This is a genomic window from Cryobacterium sp. AP23, from assembly GCF_054075385.1.
This window is the reverse complement of the sequence record NZ_CM133415.1, coordinates 4,224,183-4,242,373: the sequence shown is the minus strand read 5'-3', so window position 1 is coordinate 4,242,373 and position 18,191 is coordinate 4,224,183. Positions and strand designations below refer to the sequence as shown.

General features: G+C 66.9%; 13 protein-coding genes, 1 rRNA gene and 1 other annotated feature. Of the genes, 2 read left to right on the top strand and 12 right to left on the bottom strand.

Features of this window, described 5'->3' with window-relative positions:
* Nucleotides 1-501, bottom strand: a sequence feature (23S ribosomal RNA rRNA prediction is too short).
* Nucleotides 502-951: 450 nt separating this feature from the next.
* Both ACU5E9_RS19920 and tyrS read right to left on the bottom strand, forming a co-directional pair.
* Nucleotides 952-2,472: ribosomal RNA gene (locus ACU5E9_RS19920) — 16S ribosomal RNA — on the bottom strand.
* Between the two features lie 560 nt (nucleotides 2,473-3,032).
* The gene (gene tyrS, locus ACU5E9_RS19915) at nucleotides 3,033-4,334 is read right to left on the bottom strand and encodes a tyrosine--tRNA ligase (RefSeq protein ID WP_456811609.1); all 1,302 of its coding nucleotides are present in this window, start codon (nucleotides 4,332-4,334) and stop codon (nucleotides 3,033-3,035) included.
* Nucleotides 4,335-4,475: 141 nt separating this feature from the next.
* On the opposite strand from tyrS, the gene ACU5E9_RS19910 reads away from it, so the two are divergent.
* Complete coding sequence (locus ACU5E9_RS19910) at nucleotides 4,476-5,162, top strand: DNA-binding protein (protein WP_456811608.1); 687 nt, start codon at nucleotides 4,476-4,478, stop codon at nucleotides 5,160-5,162.
* A complete protein-coding gene (locus ACU5E9_RS19905) occupies nucleotides 5,159-5,791 on the top strand; it encodes a hypothetical protein (protein ID WP_456811607.1) in 633 nt (210 codons plus the stop codon). The genes ACU5E9_RS19910 and ACU5E9_RS19905 overlap by 4 nt, the downstream gene beginning before the upstream one ends.
* Before the next feature lie 14 nt (nucleotides 5,792-5,805).
* Here the strand turns inward: ACU5E9_RS19905 and ACU5E9_RS19900 are convergent, their stop codons facing one another.
* The 10 genes from ACU5E9_RS19900 to pheS form a co-directional block, all read right to left on the bottom strand.
* Entirely contained in the window at nucleotides 5,806-6,396 is a 591-nt protein-coding gene (locus tag ACU5E9_RS19900; RefSeq protein WP_456811606.1) for a DNA-3-methyladenine glycosylase, read from the bottom strand.
* Between the two features lie 31 nt (nucleotides 6,397-6,427).
* Nucleotides 6,428-7,864 (bottom strand): argininosuccinate lyase, encoded by a 1,437-nt coding sequence (gene argH / locus ACU5E9_RS19895; protein WP_456811605.1) that lies wholly within the window; start codon nucleotides 7,862-7,864, stop codon nucleotides 6,428-6,430.
* Nucleotides 7,865-7,872: 8 nt separating this feature from the next.
* Nucleotides 7,873-9,072: an argininosuccinate synthase gene (locus ACU5E9_RS19890; protein ID WP_441648467.1), complete on the bottom strand. Its 1,200-nt coding sequence runs from the start codon at nucleotides 9,070-9,072 to the stop codon at nucleotides 7,873-7,875.
* A gap of 60 nt (nucleotides 9,073-9,132) precedes the next feature.
* A complete protein-coding gene (gene argF / locus ACU5E9_RS19885) occupies nucleotides 9,133-10,062 on the bottom strand; it encodes an ornithine carbamoyltransferase (RefSeq protein WP_456811604.1) in 930 nt (309 codons plus the stop codon).
* Between the two features lie 48 nt (nucleotides 10,063-10,110).
* The gene (locus tag ACU5E9_RS19880; RefSeq protein ID WP_456811603.1) at nucleotides 10,111-11,316 is read right to left on the bottom strand and encodes an acetylornithine transaminase; all 1,206 of its coding nucleotides are present in this window, start codon (nucleotides 11,314-11,316) and stop codon (nucleotides 10,111-10,113) included.
* A complete protein-coding gene (gene argB / locus ACU5E9_RS19875) occupies nucleotides 11,313-12,263 on the bottom strand; it encodes an acetylglutamate kinase (protein ID WP_456811602.1) in 951 nt (316 codons plus the stop codon). Before argB ends, ACU5E9_RS19880 begins: the two co-directional genes overlap by 4 nt.
* The gene (gene argJ, locus ACU5E9_RS19870; protein WP_456811601.1) at nucleotides 12,263-13,444 is read right to left on the bottom strand and encodes a bifunctional glutamate N-acetyltransferase/amino-acid acetyltransferase ArgJ; all 1,182 of its coding nucleotides are present in this window, start codon (nucleotides 13,442-13,444) and stop codon (nucleotides 12,263-12,265) included. The genes argB and argJ overlap by 1 nt, the downstream gene beginning before the upstream one ends.
* Nucleotides 13,441-14,484, bottom strand: a complete 1,044-nt coding sequence (argC, locus tag ACU5E9_RS19865) for an N-acetyl-gamma-glutamyl-phosphate reductase (RefSeq protein WP_456811600.1) — start codon at nucleotides 14,482-14,484, stop codon at nucleotides 13,441-13,443. The genes argJ and argC overlap by 4 nt, the downstream gene beginning before the upstream one ends.
* A gap of 116 nt (nucleotides 14,485-14,600) precedes the next feature.
* A complete protein-coding gene (gene pheT / locus ACU5E9_RS19860) occupies nucleotides 14,601-17,135 on the bottom strand; it encodes a phenylalanine--tRNA ligase subunit beta (protein WP_456811599.1) in 2,535 nt (844 codons plus the stop codon).
* Nucleotides 17,135-18,175: a phenylalanine--tRNA ligase subunit alpha gene (pheS, locus tag ACU5E9_RS19855; protein WP_456811598.1), complete on the bottom strand. Its 1,041-nt coding sequence runs from the start codon at nucleotides 18,173-18,175 to the stop codon at nucleotides 17,135-17,137. The genes pheT and pheS overlap by 1 nt, the downstream gene beginning before the upstream one ends.
* Between the last annotated feature and the right edge of the window lie 16 nt (nucleotides 18,176-18,191).

The following is an 18,191-nucleotide window of genomic DNA, read 5'->3' as shown; positions in this document are numbered from 1 at the left end:
TGGTCCTGACAGATTCACACGGGATTTCTCGGGCCCCGTGCTACTTGGGATACTCTTCGCGCCATCGCTGCATTTCGACTACGGGGTTCGCACCCTCTATGACCAGGCTTTCAATCCTGTTCGTCTATACAACTTTGTAACGCTCACTGTTCGGCAGAATCAGCAGAAAAGTCCCGCAACCCCGACCATGCAACGCCTGCCGGCTATCACACATGATCGGTTTAGCCTCATCCGGGTTCGCTCGCCACTACTAACGGAATCACTATTGTTTTCTCTTCCTGTGGGTACTGAGATGTTTCACTTCCCCACGTTCCCTCTACCCGCCCTATATATTCAGGCGGGAGTCACCAGGTCACCTTGCGGGCCTGGCGGGGTTTCCCCATTCGGACATCCTCGGATCACAGTTCGTTTATCAACTCCCCGAGGCTTATCGCAGATTACTACGTCCTTCTTCGGCTCTACATGCCAAGGCATTCACCGTTTGCTCTTGAAAATTTGAAATCACATGAGTTTGAATCGATTAAGTATCACCACTCGAAAGTGATGATCGAAATTGACCAATGATCTAATTGCTTAGATCTTTGTAATTTGACCCCGAAGGGTTCAAATTTAAGATGCTCGCGTCCACTGTGTAGTTCTCAAAGTACGGGCGGTACCCCTCCAAGCCAGCGACCCCTAGAGGTACGACTGCTGACAAGAAAAGGTCCAGAGGAAAAGTCCAACCAGGTTGCCCTGATCGTTCCGGTCCCTCAGGACCCAACAGCGTGCATATGCAAACCCGCCTGGAGCAACCTTTTCCATTCACTAAAAGTGAAGTACTGAGATCGAACCGATTGGTTCTGCATCAATGTCAATGTTCCACCCATGAGCGCCATCGAAGAACATTCGTCTTCGTATGACTTGGCACCTTGAATCTCCCTGTATACAGAGGAGAGGTGCTGTGCTCCTTAGAAAGGAGGTGATCCAGCCGCACCTTCCGGTACGGCTACCTTGTTACGACTTAGTCCTAATCACCGATCCCACCTTCGACAGCTCCATCCCTTGCGGGTTTGGCCACTGGCTTCGGGTGTTACCGACTTTCATGACTTGACGGGCGGTGTGTACAAGGCCCGGGAACGTATTCACCGCAGCGTTGCTGATCTGCGATTACTAGCGACTCCGACTTCATGAGGTCGAGTTGCAGACCTCAATCCGAACTGAGACCGGCTTTTTGGGATTCGCTCCACCTTGCGGTATTGCAGCCCTTTGTACCGGCCATTGTAGCATGCGTGAAGCCCAAGACATAAGGGGCATGATGATTTGACGTCATCCCCACCTTCCTCCGAGTTGACCCCGGCAGTATCCCATGAGTTCCCACCATTACGTGCTGGCAACATAGGACGAGGGTTGCGCTCGTTGCGGGACTTAACCCAACATCTCACGACACGAGCTGACGACAACCATGCACCACCTGTATAGAGACCTTGCGGGGCGACTGTTTCCAGCCGTTTCCTCTATATGTCAAGCCTTGGTAAGGTTCTTCGCGTTGCATCGAATTAATCCGCATGCTCCGCCGCTTGTGCGGGCCCCCGTCAATTCCTTTGAGTTTTAGCCTTGCGGCCGTACTCCCCAGGCGGGGAACTTAATGCGTTAGCTGCGACACGGAGACCGTGGAATGGTCCCCACATCTAGTTCCCAACGTTTACGGCATGGACTACCAGGGTATCTAATCCTGTTCGCTCCCCATGCTTTCGCTCCTCAGCGTCAGTTACGGCCCAGAGATCTGCCTTCGCCATTGGTGTTCCTCCTGATATCTGCGCATTCCACCGCTACACCAGGAATTCCAATCTCCCCTACCGCACTCTAGTCTGCCCGTACCCACTGCAGGCCCGAGGTTGAGCCTCGGGTTTTCACAGCAGACGCGACAAACCGCCTACGAGCTCTTTACGCCCAATAATTCCGGACAACGCTTGCACCCTACGTATTACCGCGGCTGCTGGCACGTAGTTAGCCGGTGCTTTTTCTGCAGGTACCGTCACTTTCGCTTCTTCCCTACTAAAAGAGGTTTACAACCCGAAGGCCGTCGTCCCTCACGCGGCGTTGCTGCATCAGGCTTGCGCCCATTGTGCAATATTCCCCACTGCTGCCTCCCGTAGGAGTCTGGGCCGTGTCTCAGTCCCAGTGTGGCCGGTCACCCTCTCAGGCCGGCTACCCGTCGTCGCCTTGGTGAGCCATTACCTCACCAACTAGCTGATAGGCCGCGAGTCCATCCCAGACCGAAATTCTTTCCAACTCCTAGCCATGCGGCTGAAGCTCATATCCGGTATTAGACACCGTTTCCAGTGCTTATCCCAGAGTCTGGGGCAGGTTACTCACGTGTTACTCACCCGTTCGCCACTGATCCAAGGAGCAAGCTCCTCTTCACCGTTCGACTTGCATGTGTTAAGCACGCCGCCAGCGTTCGTCCTGAGCCAGGATCAAACTCTCCGTAAATGTTTAATAGCCTCACCGAGCAAGCTCAGTGGGCACATCTAGTGCAGACAGCCGCCGGAATAGGCGAACAATCTGCAAGTTTGAAACTGACAGAACAAATCATTACTGACTTGCTTTGTTGTTTAAATGTTTTCCAAAGGAATCTCCTAGCTCTTCACCGCTAGAAACGGATCCAAACCACGAGGTTTTTGGCATTTGACATTGTGCACGCTGTTGAGTTCTCAAGGATCGGACGCACCCAGCCGCCGGCCAATTGACCTTTGCACTGAGGCACTTCGATGTAATTCTGTTTTCGTGTCGTTACGATCCGCTCCAGATTTGGAACAGTTCAAACGCCATCAAATCCGGCAGTTCGAATAAATTCGCTGCCATGACTTGGAAGTGGTCCCGCTTGAGGCCGGGAAGCTCTTCGGCTTTCCGCACCTGTGGGGTGACAAGAGATGACATTACGCGGGTTCCGAATGCCCCGCAATCCCGGGAGCATCCCGGGCGTGTCGCAAATCGACACCTGCCCGCAATGCGGCCGTAACCTGCCCGTCACACAGCCGGGCAGGCGGGGTTCACTCGACGAAAACGCCGGCGAGGGTCTTCTTGCCGCGCCGCAGCACGGCCACTCCCCCGGGAAGAACGGATCCCTCAACGGTGGCCGCCTCGTCGGTGACCTTCACGTTGTTGAGGTACACGCCGCCCTGGCCGATCGCCCGCCGAGCTTCACCCAGGCTCTTGGTCAGCCCGGTGTCCACGAGGAGCTGCATCACCTGGGCCTGCGGGAAAGTCGTGGTGTTCGGCAATGCCCGCAGGGCCGACTCGAGGGTCGCCGGATCGAGATCGGCGAGGTCCCCCTGGCCGAAGAGCGCCTGCGTCGCGCGGATGGCGGCATCCGTTGCCGTGACACCGTGGACCAGGCTCGTCACCTCGAACGCGAGTGTGCGCTGGGCTTCGCGCTTGAACGGCTCGGTCGCCACAAGCTCCTCGAGGTGCTCGATCTGTGCGCGCGTGAGGAACGTGAACACCTTCAACCGGGCGATCACGTCGGAGTCGTCGGTGTTCAACCAGAACTGGTACAGCGCGTAGGGACTGGTGAGCGCGGGATCCAGCCACACCGCGTTCCCCTCGCTCTTGCCGAACTTGGTGCCGTCGGTGTTCGTGATCAGCGGGGTGCCGATCGCGTGCACACTGGTGCCCTCCGCACGATGGATGAGGTCGGTGCCACTGGTGAGATTGCCCCACTGGTCGCTGCCTCCGGTCTGCAGCACGCAACCATGACTGCGGTAGAGCTCGAGGAAGTCCATCCCCTGCAGCACCTGGTAGCTGAACTCGGTGTAGCTGATGCCGGCGTCGGAATTCAGCCGGGCGCTCACGGCATCCTTCTTGAGCATGGTGCCGACCCGGTAGTACTTGCCGATGTCACGCAGGAAGTCGATCGCCGACAGCGGCGCCGTCCAGTCGAGGTTGTTCACCAGGGTGACGGCATTGTCGCCCTCGGCGCTGAGGAAGCGGGTGACCTGCGCCTGCAGGTAACCGACCCACTCGTTGACGACCTCGGGGGTGTTCAGCGTGCGTTCCGCCGTGGGGCGCGGGTCACCGATGAGCCCGGTGGACCCGCCGACCAGGCCGAGCGGCCGGTGTCCGGCCAGCTGCAGCCGACGCATCAGCAGGAGCTGCACGAGGTTGCCGAGGTGCAGGCTTGCGGCGGTGGGGTCGAACCCGCAGTAATACGTGATCGGATCCCCGGCGAGCAGGGCTCGCAGCGCGGTCTCGTCGGTGGAGACGTGAACCAGGCCGCGCCAGGAGATTTCCTCCCAGACGTCGGCGAAGGTGGGATCGTTGGCTTGCTGGGCAAGGATGCTGGGGTCTGACACGAAGCCAGATTACCAGCGCCCGGGCCGCCGCTCCCGAAGCGCCGCACCCGCCACGGTGAAAGAATCAAGGCTGCAGGGTGAATCGGGCTAGATTAATCCCTGAACCTTGATTAGGCTGCATTCAGGACGGAGGCTTAACCCATGTTTGTGATTACCGCCGATCAAATCGATAGCCGCCACGATCGAGACCGGGCCAGCGAGATGATCGCCCAGCTGGCAAACCGCCGCGCGGCGGCCTTCGCGCTGCCCCCCGATCAGACCTCCGGCGACGAGATCCAGGTGCTCGTCCCCGCCGCCTCCGACGCCTTCGCAGTGCTGCTGGATCTGCACCGCACCGGGTTCTGGAGCATCGGCCTCGGTATCGGACCGATCCGCACCCCGTTGCCGGCGACCACCCGGCAGGCCACCGGGGATGCCTTCATCGCCGCCCGGGCCGCGGTGACCAGGGCCAAGCGCGCCGAGGCACGGTTCGCCCTGGATCTCCCGACCGGCCCCGAGAGCGAGAGCGCGGCGGAGGTGAGCGCCACCCCGAACGGGGCAGACCTCTCCCCCGGCCCCTCGACGGGCTTAGAGGTGGAGGCTCTCGTGTCGATGCTTCTTCTGCTCCGTCAGCGCCGCACCGCGGAAGGCTGGGAAGCCGTGGACCTGCTGGAGAGCGGGATGGCGCAGACCGCCATCGCGCGCCAGCTCGGCATCTCCACCGCCGCGGTCAGCCAACGCGTGAAAAGTTCACAGTGGAAGGTCGAACGCGCCGCGCATCCGGCACTCGTTAGGCTGCTACACAACCTCGACCGCGACACCAGCGAAACGGATGACCACCGCCGATGAATATCCTGAGTTCCTTCTCCGTTGCCATCTACGTGTACTGGGTGATCCTGCTCCTGATCACCATGGCCTCCCTGATCCTCGCGATCCTCGCTTTCCGTCTGGGCAAGCAGCCGTTCGTGATCGCATCCGCCGGCGCCCTGGTCGTCGCCCTGCTCCTCGCGTCCATACCGGTCGGTGAAGCGCCGACGGCCTTCAGCGTCGTCATCGCACTGGCCGCCCTGGTGCTCGCGGTGATCGGCGGTGGCCCGGCGGCCGTGCTGGCGCTGCACCTGGCCACCAAGGATTCCGTCGCACCCGGCAGCCACGGCGGCATCCTCGTGGGCAGCGACACATCGACAGCCGCCGTTGCCGACACCGCAGACCTCGCCGGTCCCGCGGTCGCGCCGACGGCCGTGCACGAGGTCCTCCGCGGCGGGCTCACCATCGGAATCTTGGAGCGACTGGCAGTGGCCGGCGCCATCCTGGCCGGTTTCCCCGAGGCTCTCGCCGTGGTCGTGGCCATTAAGGGTGTCGGCCGGTTCACGGAACTCGCCTCCTCCGAGGCCAGAGAACGGTTCATCATCGGCACCTTCGCCAGCCTCATCTGGGCGTGCGCCTGCGTCATCCTGGTCAGCCTCACCCAGTCCTGACGCGTACCGCCTGCCTACCGGAGGCCGGGATGCCTCCGGTAGGCCGAGACGGTGCGCTCCCCCGGGATCCAGAACCGCCAGGGGAACTCGGCCCCACCGCCCGGACCGTTGATGCCGGTGCGCGGGCCGGCGAGGGCGGCTACGGGTGACTTCGGCAGGGTCAGCTCGAACGGTTCGGCCGCGAGGTCCGCGCCGTCCTGGTGCAGTCCGATGCCCATCGCGCGGGTGAGCCTGGCCGGGCCGCGCGCCAGATCCCGGTCCGGCACTGCCGCACCGCGCCGGGCGCGGGCGTGCTCGACGCCGGCCACGATTTCTCCCCCGCGCAGCAGCACCGCTGATGCCTCACCGTCGGGCGAGCAGACGATATTGGCGCAGACGTGCATGCCGTAGGTGAAGTACGCGTACAGATGACCAGGAGGCCCGAACATGCTGCTGTTCCGGGCAGTCTGCCGACGGAAGGCGTGCGAGCCGGGGTCGGTGCCGGCCTGATACGCCTCCACCTCGGTGATCCGCAGCACGATGTCGCCGTGGCGCAGCAGCCCGCCGAGCAGCAGCGGGGCGACGTCGACCGCGTCCTGGGCGGACAGGTCACGGTCGACGGTCATCCGCTGGGCTGGATTCGAACGGCTGCCGGCCTCAGCGGACCAGGGCGGTCGCGAGGCTGTGCACGCGGGCCACGAGGGCAGCGCGCTGTTCGGCGACCCGCACGGGCGCGGTGCCGGCCTGCCCGTCACGCCGGGTCACGGAGCCCTGGATGGTGAGCACCTCGCGCACCTCCGGGGTGAGGTGCGGGGAGATCTCCGCGAGGCCGGCGTCGTCGATCTCGTGCAGGTCGAGGCCCTTGGCCTCGGCGACCTTCACCAGGGTGCCGGTGATCTCGTGCGCGTCGCGGAAGCTGACGTGCCGCTTCACCAGCCACTCGGCGACATCCGTGGCCAGGGAGAAGCCCTGCGGCGCCAGTTCAGCCATCCGCTCGGTATGGAAGGTGATGGTGGCGATCATGCCCGTGAACGCCGGCAGCAGCACCTCGAGGGTTTCGATCGAGTCGAAGACCGGCTCTTTGTCTTCCTGCAGGTCGCGGTTGTACGCGAGCGGAAGCCCCTTGAGTGTGGTGAGCAGCCCGGTCAGGTTGCCGATGAGGCGACCCGACTTGCCGCGCGCGAGCTCGGCGATGTCGGGGTTCTTCTTCTGCGGCATGATCGACGACCCGGTGGAGTAGGAGTCGTCGAGGGTGACGAAACCGAATTCGCGGGTGTTCCAGAGGATGATCTCCTCGGCCAGGCGGGACAGGTCGATGCCGATCTGCGCCGTGATGTAGGCGAACTCGGCGACCAGGTCGCGGCTGGCCGTGCCGTCGATCGAGTTCTCGACCACGGCGCTGAAGCCGAGTTCGGTCGCGATGAGGGTCGAGTCCAGGCCGAGGGTGTTCCCGGCCAGCGCGCCGGAGCCGTACGGGGAGAAGTCCGACCGCTTGTTCCAGTCGGCGAATCGTTCCAGGTCGCGCACGAGCGGCCAACAGTGCGCGAACAGGTGATGCGCCAGCAGCACCGGCTGGGCGTGCTGCAGGTGGGTGCGGCCGGGCATGATGGCCGTTTCATTGGCCTCGGCCTGCGCGGCGAGGGCGTCGATCAGGTCCACGACGAGCCGGGCGATGACGGCGGCGTGGTCGCGCAGCAGCATCCGCACCAGGGTGGCCACCTGGTCGTTGCGGCTGCGACCGGCGCGGAGCTTGCCGCCGAGTTCGGTGCCGACGATGTCGATCAGCCCGCGTTCGAGCGCCGAGTGCACGTCTTCGTCGGTCGGGGCCGGCTGGAACCGGCCGTCGTCGACAGCCTCATCGAGGGTGTCGAGGCCGGCGAGCATGCCGGCCAGTTCGTCCTCGGTGAGGTAGCCGGCAGCGGCCAGGGCACGCGCGTGGGCGCGCGACCCGCGGATGTCGTACCCGGCCAGCTGCCAGTCGAAATGGGTGGACTTGCTCAGGCGCGCCAACTCCGGCGACGGTCCGCCGGCGAAGCGGCCGCCCCAGAGGGCGCCCGCCTCACCCGCACGGTTGATGCTTGTGTCGCCGGTCATGCCGGGCCCTACTTCGCGGCCTGGTCGCGGCGCGCCGCGATCTTGCTCGGCAGGCTCCACAGCTCGATGAAGCCCTTGGCCATCGACTGGTCGAACGAGTCGCCGGTGTCGTAGGTGGCCAGGTCGAAGTCGTACAGGCTCTGCTTGCTCTGGCGGCCGGTGACGACGGCGGAGCCGGCGTGCAGCTTGAGGCGGATGTCGCCGGAGACGTACTTCTGGGTGTCGTCGATGAACGCGTCCAGCGACTTCTTCAGGCCGGAGAACCAGAGGCCGTCGTAGACGAGCTCGCTCCACTTGGCCTCGACGCCGCGCTTGTAGCGAGCGACGTCGCGCTCGACGGTGACATTCTCGAGCTCTTCGTGCGCGGTGATCAGCGCGATGCCGGCCGGGGACTCGTAGACCTCACGGCTCTTGATGCCCACGAGGCGGTCCTCGACGATGTCGATGCGGCCGACACCCTGGTCTCCGGCGAGCTTGTTCAGCAGTACAACGGCTTCGAGCGGCGTGACGGGCTTGCCGTCCACGGCCACGGGCACGCCCTGGTCGAACGTGATGATGATCTCGGTCGCCTCGCGCGGGATCGACGGGTCCTGCGTGTAGGTGTAGAGGTCTTCGATCGGCGCGTTCCACGGGTCCTCAAGGAAGCCGGTCTCGACGGCGCGACCCCAGACGTTCTGGTCGATGGAGTACGGGCTCTTCTTGGACTGCGCGATCGGCAGGTTGTGCAGCGCGGCGTATTCGATGGCCTTGTCGCGGGTGAGGGCGAAGTCGCGCACCGGGGCGAGCGAGGTCAGCTCGGGGGCGAGGGCGGTGACGGCGGCTTCGAAGCGCACCTGGTCGTTGCCCTTGCCAGTGCATCCGTGCGCGACACTGTCGGCGCCGAGGGCACGGGCGGTGGCGGCGAGGTGCTTGGCGATCAGCGGGCGGCTGATCGCGGAGACCAGCGGGTAACGCTTCTGGTACAGCGCGTTCGCCTTGAGCGCCGGCACGATGTAGTCGTTGGCGAACTCGTCCTTGGCGTCGACGACGATGGACTCGACGGCGCCGCAGTCAAGCGCGCGCTGACGGATCACGTCCATGTCCTCGCCCTCTTGTCCGACGTCGACAGCCAGTGCGACGACCTCTTTGCCGGTGGCGTCCTTCAGCCAGCCGATGCCCACCGAGGTGTCAAGGCCACCCGAATATGCCAGTACAACCCGCTCAGCCATGGTTCTCCTTCATAAGTTCTTCGTGATTCAAGTTTATTGGTGGTGCTGTCGAGCCGGGTGCTAGCGCGCGTTGTGCGCGAGCAGCCAGACGAGCAGCGCCTTCTGGGCGTGCAGGCGGTTTTCCGCCTCGTCCCAGATGATGCTCTGCGGGCCGTCGATGACGTCGGCCGTGACCTCGTAGCCACGGTCGGCCGGCAGGCAGTGCATGAAATGTGCGTCAGGCTTGGCGAGGGCCAGGAGTGCGGCGTCGACGCGGTATCCGCCGAGCGAACCGAGCCTGGTCGCCTTCTCCTCTTCCTTACCCATCGACACCCAGGTGTCGGTGATGACGACGTCGACGCCGGCGACGGCCTCGGCGGGGTCGGTGAACAGCGCCACCGAGCCGCCGGTCTTCGCGGCGATGGCCTCGGCGTCGGCGACAACCTGGGCGTGCGGGGTGTAGCCGGCCGGGGAGGCGATGCGCACGTGCATGCCGGCGGTCGCGCCGGCGAGCAGGTAGGACTGGGCCATGTTGCAGGCCCCGTCGCCGAGGAAGGTGAGGGTCTGCCCAGCGAGGTCGCCGCGGTGCTCACGGATGGTGAGCAGGTCCGCGAGCAGCTGGCAGGGGTGGAAGTCGTCGGAGAGGGCGTTGACGACGGGCACCGTGGTGTTCAGTGCCATCTCTTCGAGACCGGCCTGCCCGTAGGTGCGCCACACGATCGCGGCCACCTGGCGTTCGAGGACCCGGGCGGTGTCGGCGGCGGTTTCCTTGCCACCGAGCTGGCTGCTCGCGGTGCTGATGATCAGCGGGCTGCCGCCGAGGTCGGCGATGCCGACCGCGAACGAGACGCGCGTGCGAGTGGATGACTTGTCGAAGATGACGGCGACTGTTTGCGGTCCGGCCAGGGGCTGGACCGAGAATCGGTCTCGCTTCAGTTCCAGGGCCAGATCGAGGATCTCGGCCTGTTCGGCCGGTGAGATGTCGTCGTCGCGCAGGAAATGGCGGGTCACGGGGTCACTTTCGATGAATTCTTCGGTGGTTTGCGGGATTCCTCCACCTTATCTGGTGGCGGCTGCGAGACCCGAACTGGTGACAGCGTCCAGCGCGGCCCGGAAGCGCTCCTCGAAATCGGCCAGTTCGGCGTCGCCGACGATCAGCGGGGGCGCGAGGCGGATGCTGGATTCGTTCGCGGCGTTCACGATCAGGCCGCCGGCGAGGGCGGCGGCGGCCAGCGGCAGGGCCACCGGTTCGCTCAGGCCGATGCCCAGCAGCAGGCCGCGGCCGCGCACCTCCTCGATCAGCGGCGAGCCGATTCCGGTGATGATGTCGCGGATCTGTTCGCCACGGCGGGCGGCGTTGCCGACCAGGTCGTCGCGTTCGATCACGCCGAGCACCGCGTTGGAGGTGGCGGTCACGAACGGGTTGCCGCCGAAGGTGGAGCCGTGTTGGCCGCGCTGGAAGAGGTCACTGGTGGCGCCGAAGGTGACGAGCGCCCCGATCGGCACTCCCCCGCCGATGCCCTTGGCGACGGTGATGGCATCCGGCACCACGTTGTAGTGCTCGTAGGCGAACCACTTGCCGGTACGCCCAGCGCCGGTCTGCACCTCGTCGACGATGAGCAGCACGCCGTGCTTCGTGCACAGTTCCCGGGCGCGCTGCAGGTACCCCTCCGGCAGGTCGATGACACCGGCTTCACCCTTGACCGGCTCGAGGAACAGTGCGGCGACGGTGTCGTCGATTTCGCGCTCGAGGGCGGCGATGGTGGTCTCGATGTGCTGCACACCGCCGGGAACGGGTTCGAACGGCGCGCGCATGTGGGGCTTGCCGGTGAGGGCCAGTGCTCCCATGGTGCGGCCGTGGAACGAGTCGTTCAGGGCGAGGACGCGGCTGCGGCGACCACCGGCGGTGTTCAGCCGGGCCAGTTTGAAGGCGGCCTCGTTGGCCTCGGCGCCGGAGTTGCAGAAGTAGACCCGTCCGGCGTCGCCCGCACCAGTGAGGCGTTTGAGGCGCTCGGCCAGCTCGATCTGCGACGGGGAGGCAAAGTAGTTGGAGATGTGGGCGAGCGTGCCGATCTGCTGCTGGGCGGCGGCGACCATGTCGGGGTGCGCGTGGCCAAGCGAATTCACGGCGATGCCGGCCAGGAAGTCCAGGTACTTGGTGCCGTGCTCGTCCCACACATAACAGCCCTCCCCGCGCACCAGCACGGCCAGCGGGGGCGACAGGGTTTTCATCATTGCTACGGCGTAGCGTTCGTGCAGGGTCATGCGGGAACCACCTCAGTACCGATGCCGCTTCCGGTGAAGATTTCGACCAGGATCGAGTGCGGCACTCGACCATCGATGATCGCCGCTTTCGCGACGCCGCCGTCGACGGCATCCAGGCAGGCTGTCATCTTGGGAATCATGCCCGATTCAAGATCGGGAAGCAGGGTGCGGAGCGCGTCGACGTCGATGACGGACACCAGCGAATCGCGGTTGGGCCAGTCGCTGTAGAGGCCGGCCACGTCGGTGAGGATCACGAGCTTCGCCGCGCCGAGGCCGACGGCGAGGGCGGCGGCGGCGGCATCCGCGTTGACGTTGAGCGACTGGCCGGGTACGTCGACGTCGGGGGCGATGGACGACACCACCGGGATGCGTCCGGCGTTCAGTTGCGCGTGCACGGCTTCGGGGTCGACGCCGATGACGTCGCCAACCAGGCCGAGGTCGACCTCTTCGCCGTCGATCACGACGCCGCGGCGACGGCCGGTGAACAGGCCGGCGTCTTCGCCGCTGAGCCCGGCGGCCAGGGGGCCGTGCGCGTTGATGTGGCTGACCAGGTCACGGTTGATCTGGCCGGTGAGAACCATCCGCACCACGTCCATCGCCTCGGGGGTGGTCACCCGGTAGCCGCCGCGGAACTCACTCTCGATGCCGAGGCGGGCGAGCATGGCGGAGATCTGCGGGCCGCCGCCGTGCACGACGACCGGGCGGATGCCGGCGTAGCGCAGGTACACCATGTCCTCGGCGAAGGCGCGCTGCAGTTCCTCGCTGACCATGGCGTTGCCGCCGAACTTCACGACGATGATCTGGTCGTGGAACTTCTTCAGCCAGGGCAACGCCTCGATGAGGGTGGCGGCCTTGACCTTCGCCTCGGCGGGGGTGTTGTCGACGTCGTCGAGGGTGGGAACCGGCGGCACGGGAGAGCCGGCAGGGGCATTGGTGGCGGGGTTCATCAGCTGGAGTACGCGCTGTTCTCTTCGACGTAGTCGTGGGTGAGGTCGTTGGTCCAGATGGTGGCGCCGGCGAGGCCTTCGTGCAGGTCGATGACCACCGAGACCGCGCGCGGGGTCAGGTCCACCAGCTCGCGGGGCTCATCCGGCTCGCCCGCCGTGCAGACCTGGATGCCGTTGATGGCCACGTCGATGCCGTACGGGTCGAACGCCGCGTCGGCCTCGGGGATGGTGCCCACCGCGGCGAGCACCCGGCCCCAGTTGGGGTCGTTGCCGAAGATCGCGGCCTTGAACAGGTTGCTGCGGGAGACCGCGCGGGCCACGGTGACGGCCTCGGTTTCGGAGGCGGCGTTGCGCACCGAGATGGCCACGTCGTGCGAGGCGCCCTCGGCGTCGCCCTGCAGCTGCAGGGTGAGGTCGCGGCACAGTGCGGTCAGCGCGGTGGCGAACTCGGCCGGGTCGGCCTCGACGCCACTGGCGCCGGAGGCGAGCAGGCTCACGGTGTCGTTGGTGGACATGCAGCCGTCGGAGTCGAGCCGGTCAAAGGTGACCCGGGTGGCTTCCCGCAGCGCGGCATCCAGCTGGGCCGAGCTCAACACGGCGTCGGTGGTGATCACGACGAGCATGGTGGCCAGGCCGGGGGCGAGCATGCCGGCGCCCTTGGCCATGCCGCCGATGGTCCATCCGGCCGGGGACACCTGGGTGGCCTGCTTGGGCCGGGTGTCGGTGGTCATGATGGCCTGGGCGGCGGCGAGGCCGGCGGTTGCGGATGACGCGTCAATGTTCTTCAGGGCCAGGCCGGCGTCGAAGACTCCCGCGGTGAGCTTGCCCAGGTCGAGCTGCTCACCGATCAGGCCGGTGGAGCACACCAGCACGTCACCGGCGGAGACCTGCAGCTGCTCGGCAACGGCCTCGGCGGTGGCGTGGGTGGTCTGGAATCCGATGGTGCCGGTGTAGCAGTTGGCGCCGCCGGAGTTGAGCACGATCGCGCTCACCCGTCCGTCGGCCATGACCTGCTGGCTCCAGATGATGGGGTTGGCCTTGCAGCGGTTGCTGGTGAACACCGTGGCGGCGTTGGCGAGCGGGCCGAGGTTCGACACGATGGCCAGGTCGAGGCCACCGGACTTCTTCAGGCCGGCGGTGACGCCGGCTGCGGCGAATCCGGCGGGGGCGGTGACGCTCACGGGGCAACTCCATTCGTGCTGAGGCCGCGGGTTTCCGGCAGCCCCAGGGCAATGTTGGCGGATTGAATGGCAGCTCCGGCGGTGCCCTTGGTGAGATTGTCGACGGCGGTGACGGTGATGACCCGGCCGGCCGCCTCGTCGACGGCGAGGCCGATGAGCGCGGTGTTGGCGCCGAGCACGTCGGCTGTGCGGGGGAACTGGCCGGTGGGCAGCACGTGGACGAACGGTTCGTCGGCGTAGGCCGCCGCCCAGGCTTCCCGAACGGCGGCGGCGCTGGTGCCCGGCACCAGCCGGGCGGTGGCGGTGGCGAGGATGCCGCGTGACATCGGCACGATCACCGGGGTGAACGACACCGTCGGGTCGGTGGCGCCGGCCCAGCGCAGGCTCTGCTGGATCTCGGGGATGTGCCGGTGGGTGCCGCCGACGGCGTACGGGTTGGCGGAACCGAGGATCTCGGCGGCGAGGTTGGGCACCTTGAGGCTCTTGCCGGCGCCGGACGGACCGACCGCGAGCACGGCGACGATGTCGGCCGCCTCGATCACGCCGGCCAGGATGCCGGGTGCCAGGGCGAGCGCGACGGTGCTGGCGTTGCAGCCGGGTGCGGCGATGCGGCGGGCGCCGACCAGGCGGTCGCGCTGCCGGCCGCCGGCGACGGGCAGCTCCGGGACGCCATACGCCCAGGCGCCGAAGTAGTCGCCGCCGTAGAAGGCGGCCCAGTCGGCCTCGCTCTCGAGGCGGTGGTCCGCGCCGCAGTCCACCACGAGGGTGTCGCCCTCGAGCTGGGCGGTCAGGGCGCCGGAGGCGCCGTGCGGCAGGGCCAGGAAGACGACGTCGTGGCCGGCCAGGGTGGCGGCATCCGTGTTGCCGAGCACCAGGTGGGAGAGGGAGCGCAGGTGCGGTTGCACGTCGACCAGGCGCTGGCCGGCGTTGCTGTGCGCGGTGACCGTGCGCACCTCGAAATCGGGGTGCGCGGCCAACAGACGCAGCAGCTCACCGCCCGCATACCCACTCGCGCCCGCAACAGCTACCGAAAAGACCATGGATCAAACTTACTCGCCTGCCGCGGCCGCTCAAGAATCGCGAATTGCCCCGCTGCGGACGAGTTGCCCCGCTCTGCGGGGGCAACTCGTCCGGAACGGGGCAACTCGGCGGTGGGTTACTCGCGCAGGTGCGCGCCGAAACGGGCGGCGGCGAGCTGCACGCCGGCCAGCTTGGCGTCGCTGGCCTCGGCCGCGGTGAGGGTGCGATCCGGGGCGCGGAAGCGCAGGGCGAAGGTCAGCGACTTCTGCCCGGCCTCGATACCCGTGCCGCGGTAGTCGTCGACCAGGTCGATGCGCTCCAGCAGCGCTCCGCTGCCCTGACGCACGGCCTCGAGCACGGCGCTGGCCGGGACCTGGGCGTCGACGACGAGGGAGAGGTCCTGGGTGGCGGCGGGCTTGGTGCCGATGACGGTGGCCTGCAGCTCCCCGGTCACCTGGTCGAAGACCGCGGACAGGTTGAGCTCGACCACGGCGACAACGGCCGGCAGGTCGGCGCCGCGGGCCACGGCGGGCAGCAGTTCGCCCGCGAAGCCCACCGACGTCTCGCCGGCATCCGTCGCTACGAACAGTTCGGCGGTGCGGCCGGGGTGCATGGCCTGGTGGGTGCCCTGGCGCACGAGGATCGGCAGGCCGACGGCGAGGCCGATCTGCGCGACGGCGGTGAGGGCGTCCTGCCAGGACGCCGCGATGGGCGTCTGGCCGGGCTGGTGCCGCACGGTGTTGCCGAGCAGAACGATGCCGGCGGTGAACGGCTGCGGCGGGATGCCCGCGTTCAGTTTCGCCTCGAGCTCGCTGCTGGGGCGCACCGCGGCGGGCGGCACGATGGCGCTGCCGTAGCTCACGCCCTCCACCGGGCGGAATACCGAGCCCAGTTCGAAGATCGCCAGGTCGGTCGAACCGCGGGACAGGTTGCGATGCGCGATCTGCAGCAGACCGGGCAGCATCGAGGTGCGCATGAACGGCGCCTCCCCGTCGAGCGGGTTGGCCACCTTGATCTGCGGAACCGTCGTGCTGGTCGGGTGGCCGAACAGGTTGTTGGCCTTCTCGGCGACGAACGGGTAGGCCAGCACCTCGGTGTGGCCGGTCGCGGCGAGCACGGTCGCGACCGAGCGCTTGAGCTGCTGGGTGCGGGTCAGGCCACGGCCGGGCGGGGCGACGGGCAGCACCGACGGAATACGGTCGTACCCGACGATGCGGGCGACCTCCTCGGCGAGGGTCCACTTGTCGGTGAGGTCGGGGCGCCAGCTCGGCGCGGTGACGGCAAGGCCGGTGTCGGTCTCCGCCATGGATGCGCCGATCTCGGCGAGCGAGGTGCGCACCTCCTCGCGGGTGTACTCCAGGCCGATCAGGCCGGAGACGAAGCCGGTGGGCAGGTCGATCGGGGCGCGCTCCGGGGTGGCGTCGTGCAGCGAGCCGAGTCCGTCGGCCACTCCCCCGGCGAGTTCCTCGAGCAGCTGCACCACGCGGGCGGCGGCCACCGGGGCGACCTCGGGGTCGACGCCGCGTTCGAACCGGCGGGACGCCTCGCTGGGCAGCTTGTGCCGGCGGGCGGTGCGGGCGATCGATACCGGGTCGAAGTTCGCGGCCTCGATCAGCACGTTGGTGGTGCCGTCGCCGATTTCGGTGGTCGCTCCGCCCATCACGCCGGCCAGGCCGATGGGGCCGGAATCGTCGGTGATCAGCAGGTCTTCCGGGTTCAGCGTGCGGGTGGCGTCGTCGAGGGTGACGAGCTTCTCGCCGGGCTGCGCACGGCGCACGGTGAGGCCGCCGGTGAGCTTGTCGAGGTCGTAGCCGTGGATCGGCTGGCCGAGTTCGATCATCACGTAGTTGGTGATGTCCACGATCAGCGAGATCGAGCGGATGCCGGCCAGCTTGAGCCGGGCGATCAGCCAGGCCGGTGACGGCTTGCTGGGGTCGACGCCGCGGACGACGCGGGTGACGAAGACGCTCGCGCCGATGCGGGAGCGGATGGGCGACTGGTCGTCGATCGAGACGGGGAACACCTCGGTGGACGGGGTCGCTGTGACGGCGAGGGCCGGGTCGCGGAAGGTCGCGCCGGTGGCGTGCGAGTACTCGCGGGCCACGCCGCGGATGGAGAAGGCGTAGCCGCGGTCGGGGGTGACGTTGATCTCCACGGCGGAGTCGTCCAGTCCCAGCAGGCTGATCGCATCCGTACCGACCTCGGGGTCGAGGCCGAGGTCGCCGAGCACCAGGATGCCGGCGTGCTCGTCGCCGAGGCCGAGCTCACGGGCCGACGCGATCATGCCGTCGGAGACGTGGCCGTAGGTCTTGCGCGGTGCGATCGGGAACGGGCCGGGCAGCACGGCGCCGGGCAGGGTCACGACGACCTTGTCGCCGACGACGAAGTTATGCGCGCCACAGACGATGCCGTGGATGGCGGGGCCGCCGTCGGCGGCGAGTTCGCCATCCGCGGCCACCCGCACCTGGCACCAGTTGATGGTCTTGCCGTTGGTCTGCACCTCACCGACGAATTCGAGGACCTGACCGACCACGATGGGGCCGGTCAGTTCGAAGCGGTGGATCTCTTCTTCTTCCAGCCCGACGCTTACCAGGGCGGCGTGCACGGCTTCGGGGGTGGTGCCGGGTTCGAGGTCGACGAATTCGCCGAGCCAGCTCAGGGGAACGCGCATCAGACGGTCATCCCGTACTGCTGGCTGAACCGAACGTCGCCTTCGACCATGTCGTGCATATCCTTCACATCGTTGCGGAACATCAGTGCTCGTTCGACGCCGACGCCGAACGCGAATCCGGAGTAGACCTCGGGGTCGATCCCCGCGGAGCGCAGCACATTGGCGTTGACCATGCCGCAGCCGCCCCACTCGATCCAGCGGGCGCCGTCCTTGAAGGTCGGGTGCCAGAGGTCGAGCTCGGCGCTGGGCTCGGTGAACGGGAAGTAGTTGGGACGCAGGCGCACCTTCGCCTCTTCGCCGAACAGGGCCTTGACGAAGTGGTCGAGGGTGCCGCGCAGGTGGGCCATGGTGAGGCCCTTGTCCACGGCGATGCCCTCGATCTGGTGGAACACCGGGGTGTGCGTCGCGTCGAGCTCGTCGGTGCGGTACACCCGGCCGGGCGCGATGCGGTACACGGGCGGCTCGGAGGCGAGCAGGGAGCGCAGCTGCACCGGCGAGGTGTGGGTGCGCAGCACCAGGTGCGCCTCGGGCGGGTCGATGAAGAAGGTGTCCTGCATGGCCCGGGCGGGGTGGTCCTCGTCGAAGTTGAGCGCGTCGAAGTTGAACCATTCGCTCTCGAGCTCCGGTCCCTCCGCAACCTCCCAGCCCATGCCGACGAACACGTCGGAGACGCGTTCCTGCAGCAGGGTGAGCGGATGCCGGGCGCCGGCCCGCCAGGTGGAGGCCGCGGCGGTGACGTCCACGGCTTCGGCGGCGAGCTGGGCGGTGGCCTCGGCTTCGACGATCGCGGCTTCGCGGGCGCTCAGCGCCTGGTTGACCCGGGCGCGGGCCTGGCCGACGAGCTTGCCGGCGGCGGCCTTCTGGTCGCCGGGCACGCTGCGCATCAGGGCGTTCAGCGCGGCCAGCGGCGACGCCTCGCCGACGTGCGCCGAGCGCACGGCCTTGAGGGCGGCGGAGTCAGCGGCGGCGGCGATGGCCGCGAGTGCGGCGTCGACGGCCGCGGTGACGACGGGTTCGGTTATTTCAGTGGGGGCAGACACGAGACCCAAGTTTAGT

Bases quoted from the DNA above. Each gene is read 5' to 3' on its own strand.
- ACU5E9_RS19910 (WP_456811608.1), top strand. From the start codon at position 4,476: ATGTTTGTGATTACCGCCGATCAAATCGATAGCCGCCACGATCGAGAC.
- ACU5E9_RS19905 (WP_456811607.1), top strand. From the start codon at position 5,159: ATGAATATCCTGAGTTCCTTCTCCGTTGCCATCTACGTGTACTGGGTG.
- ACU5E9_RS19900 (WP_456811606.1), bottom strand. From the start codon at position 6,396: ATGACCGTCGACCGTGACCTGTCCGCCCAGGACGCGGTCGACGTCGCC.
- argH (WP_456811605.1), bottom strand. From the start codon at position 7,864: ATGACCGGCGACACAAGCATCAACCGTGCGGGTGAGGCGGGCGCCCTC.
- ACU5E9_RS19890 (WP_441648467.1), bottom strand. From the start codon at position 9,072: ATGGCTGAGCGGGTTGTACTGGCATATTCGGGTGGCCTTGACACCTCG.
- ACU5E9_RS19880 (WP_456811603.1), bottom strand. From the start codon at position 11,316: ATGACCCTGCACGAACGCTACGCCGTAGCAATGATGAAAACCCTGTCG.
- argB (WP_456811602.1), bottom strand. From the start codon at position 12,263: ATGAACCCCGCCACCAATGCCCCTGCCGGCTCTCCCGTGCCGCCGGTT.
- argC (WP_456811600.1), bottom strand. From the start codon at position 14,484: ATGGTCTTTTCGGTAGCTGTTGCGGGCGCGAGTGGGTATGCGGGCGGT.
- pheT (WP_456811599.1), bottom strand. From the start codon at position 17,135: ATGCGCGTTCCCCTGAGCTGGCTCGGCGAATTCGTCGACCTCGAACCC.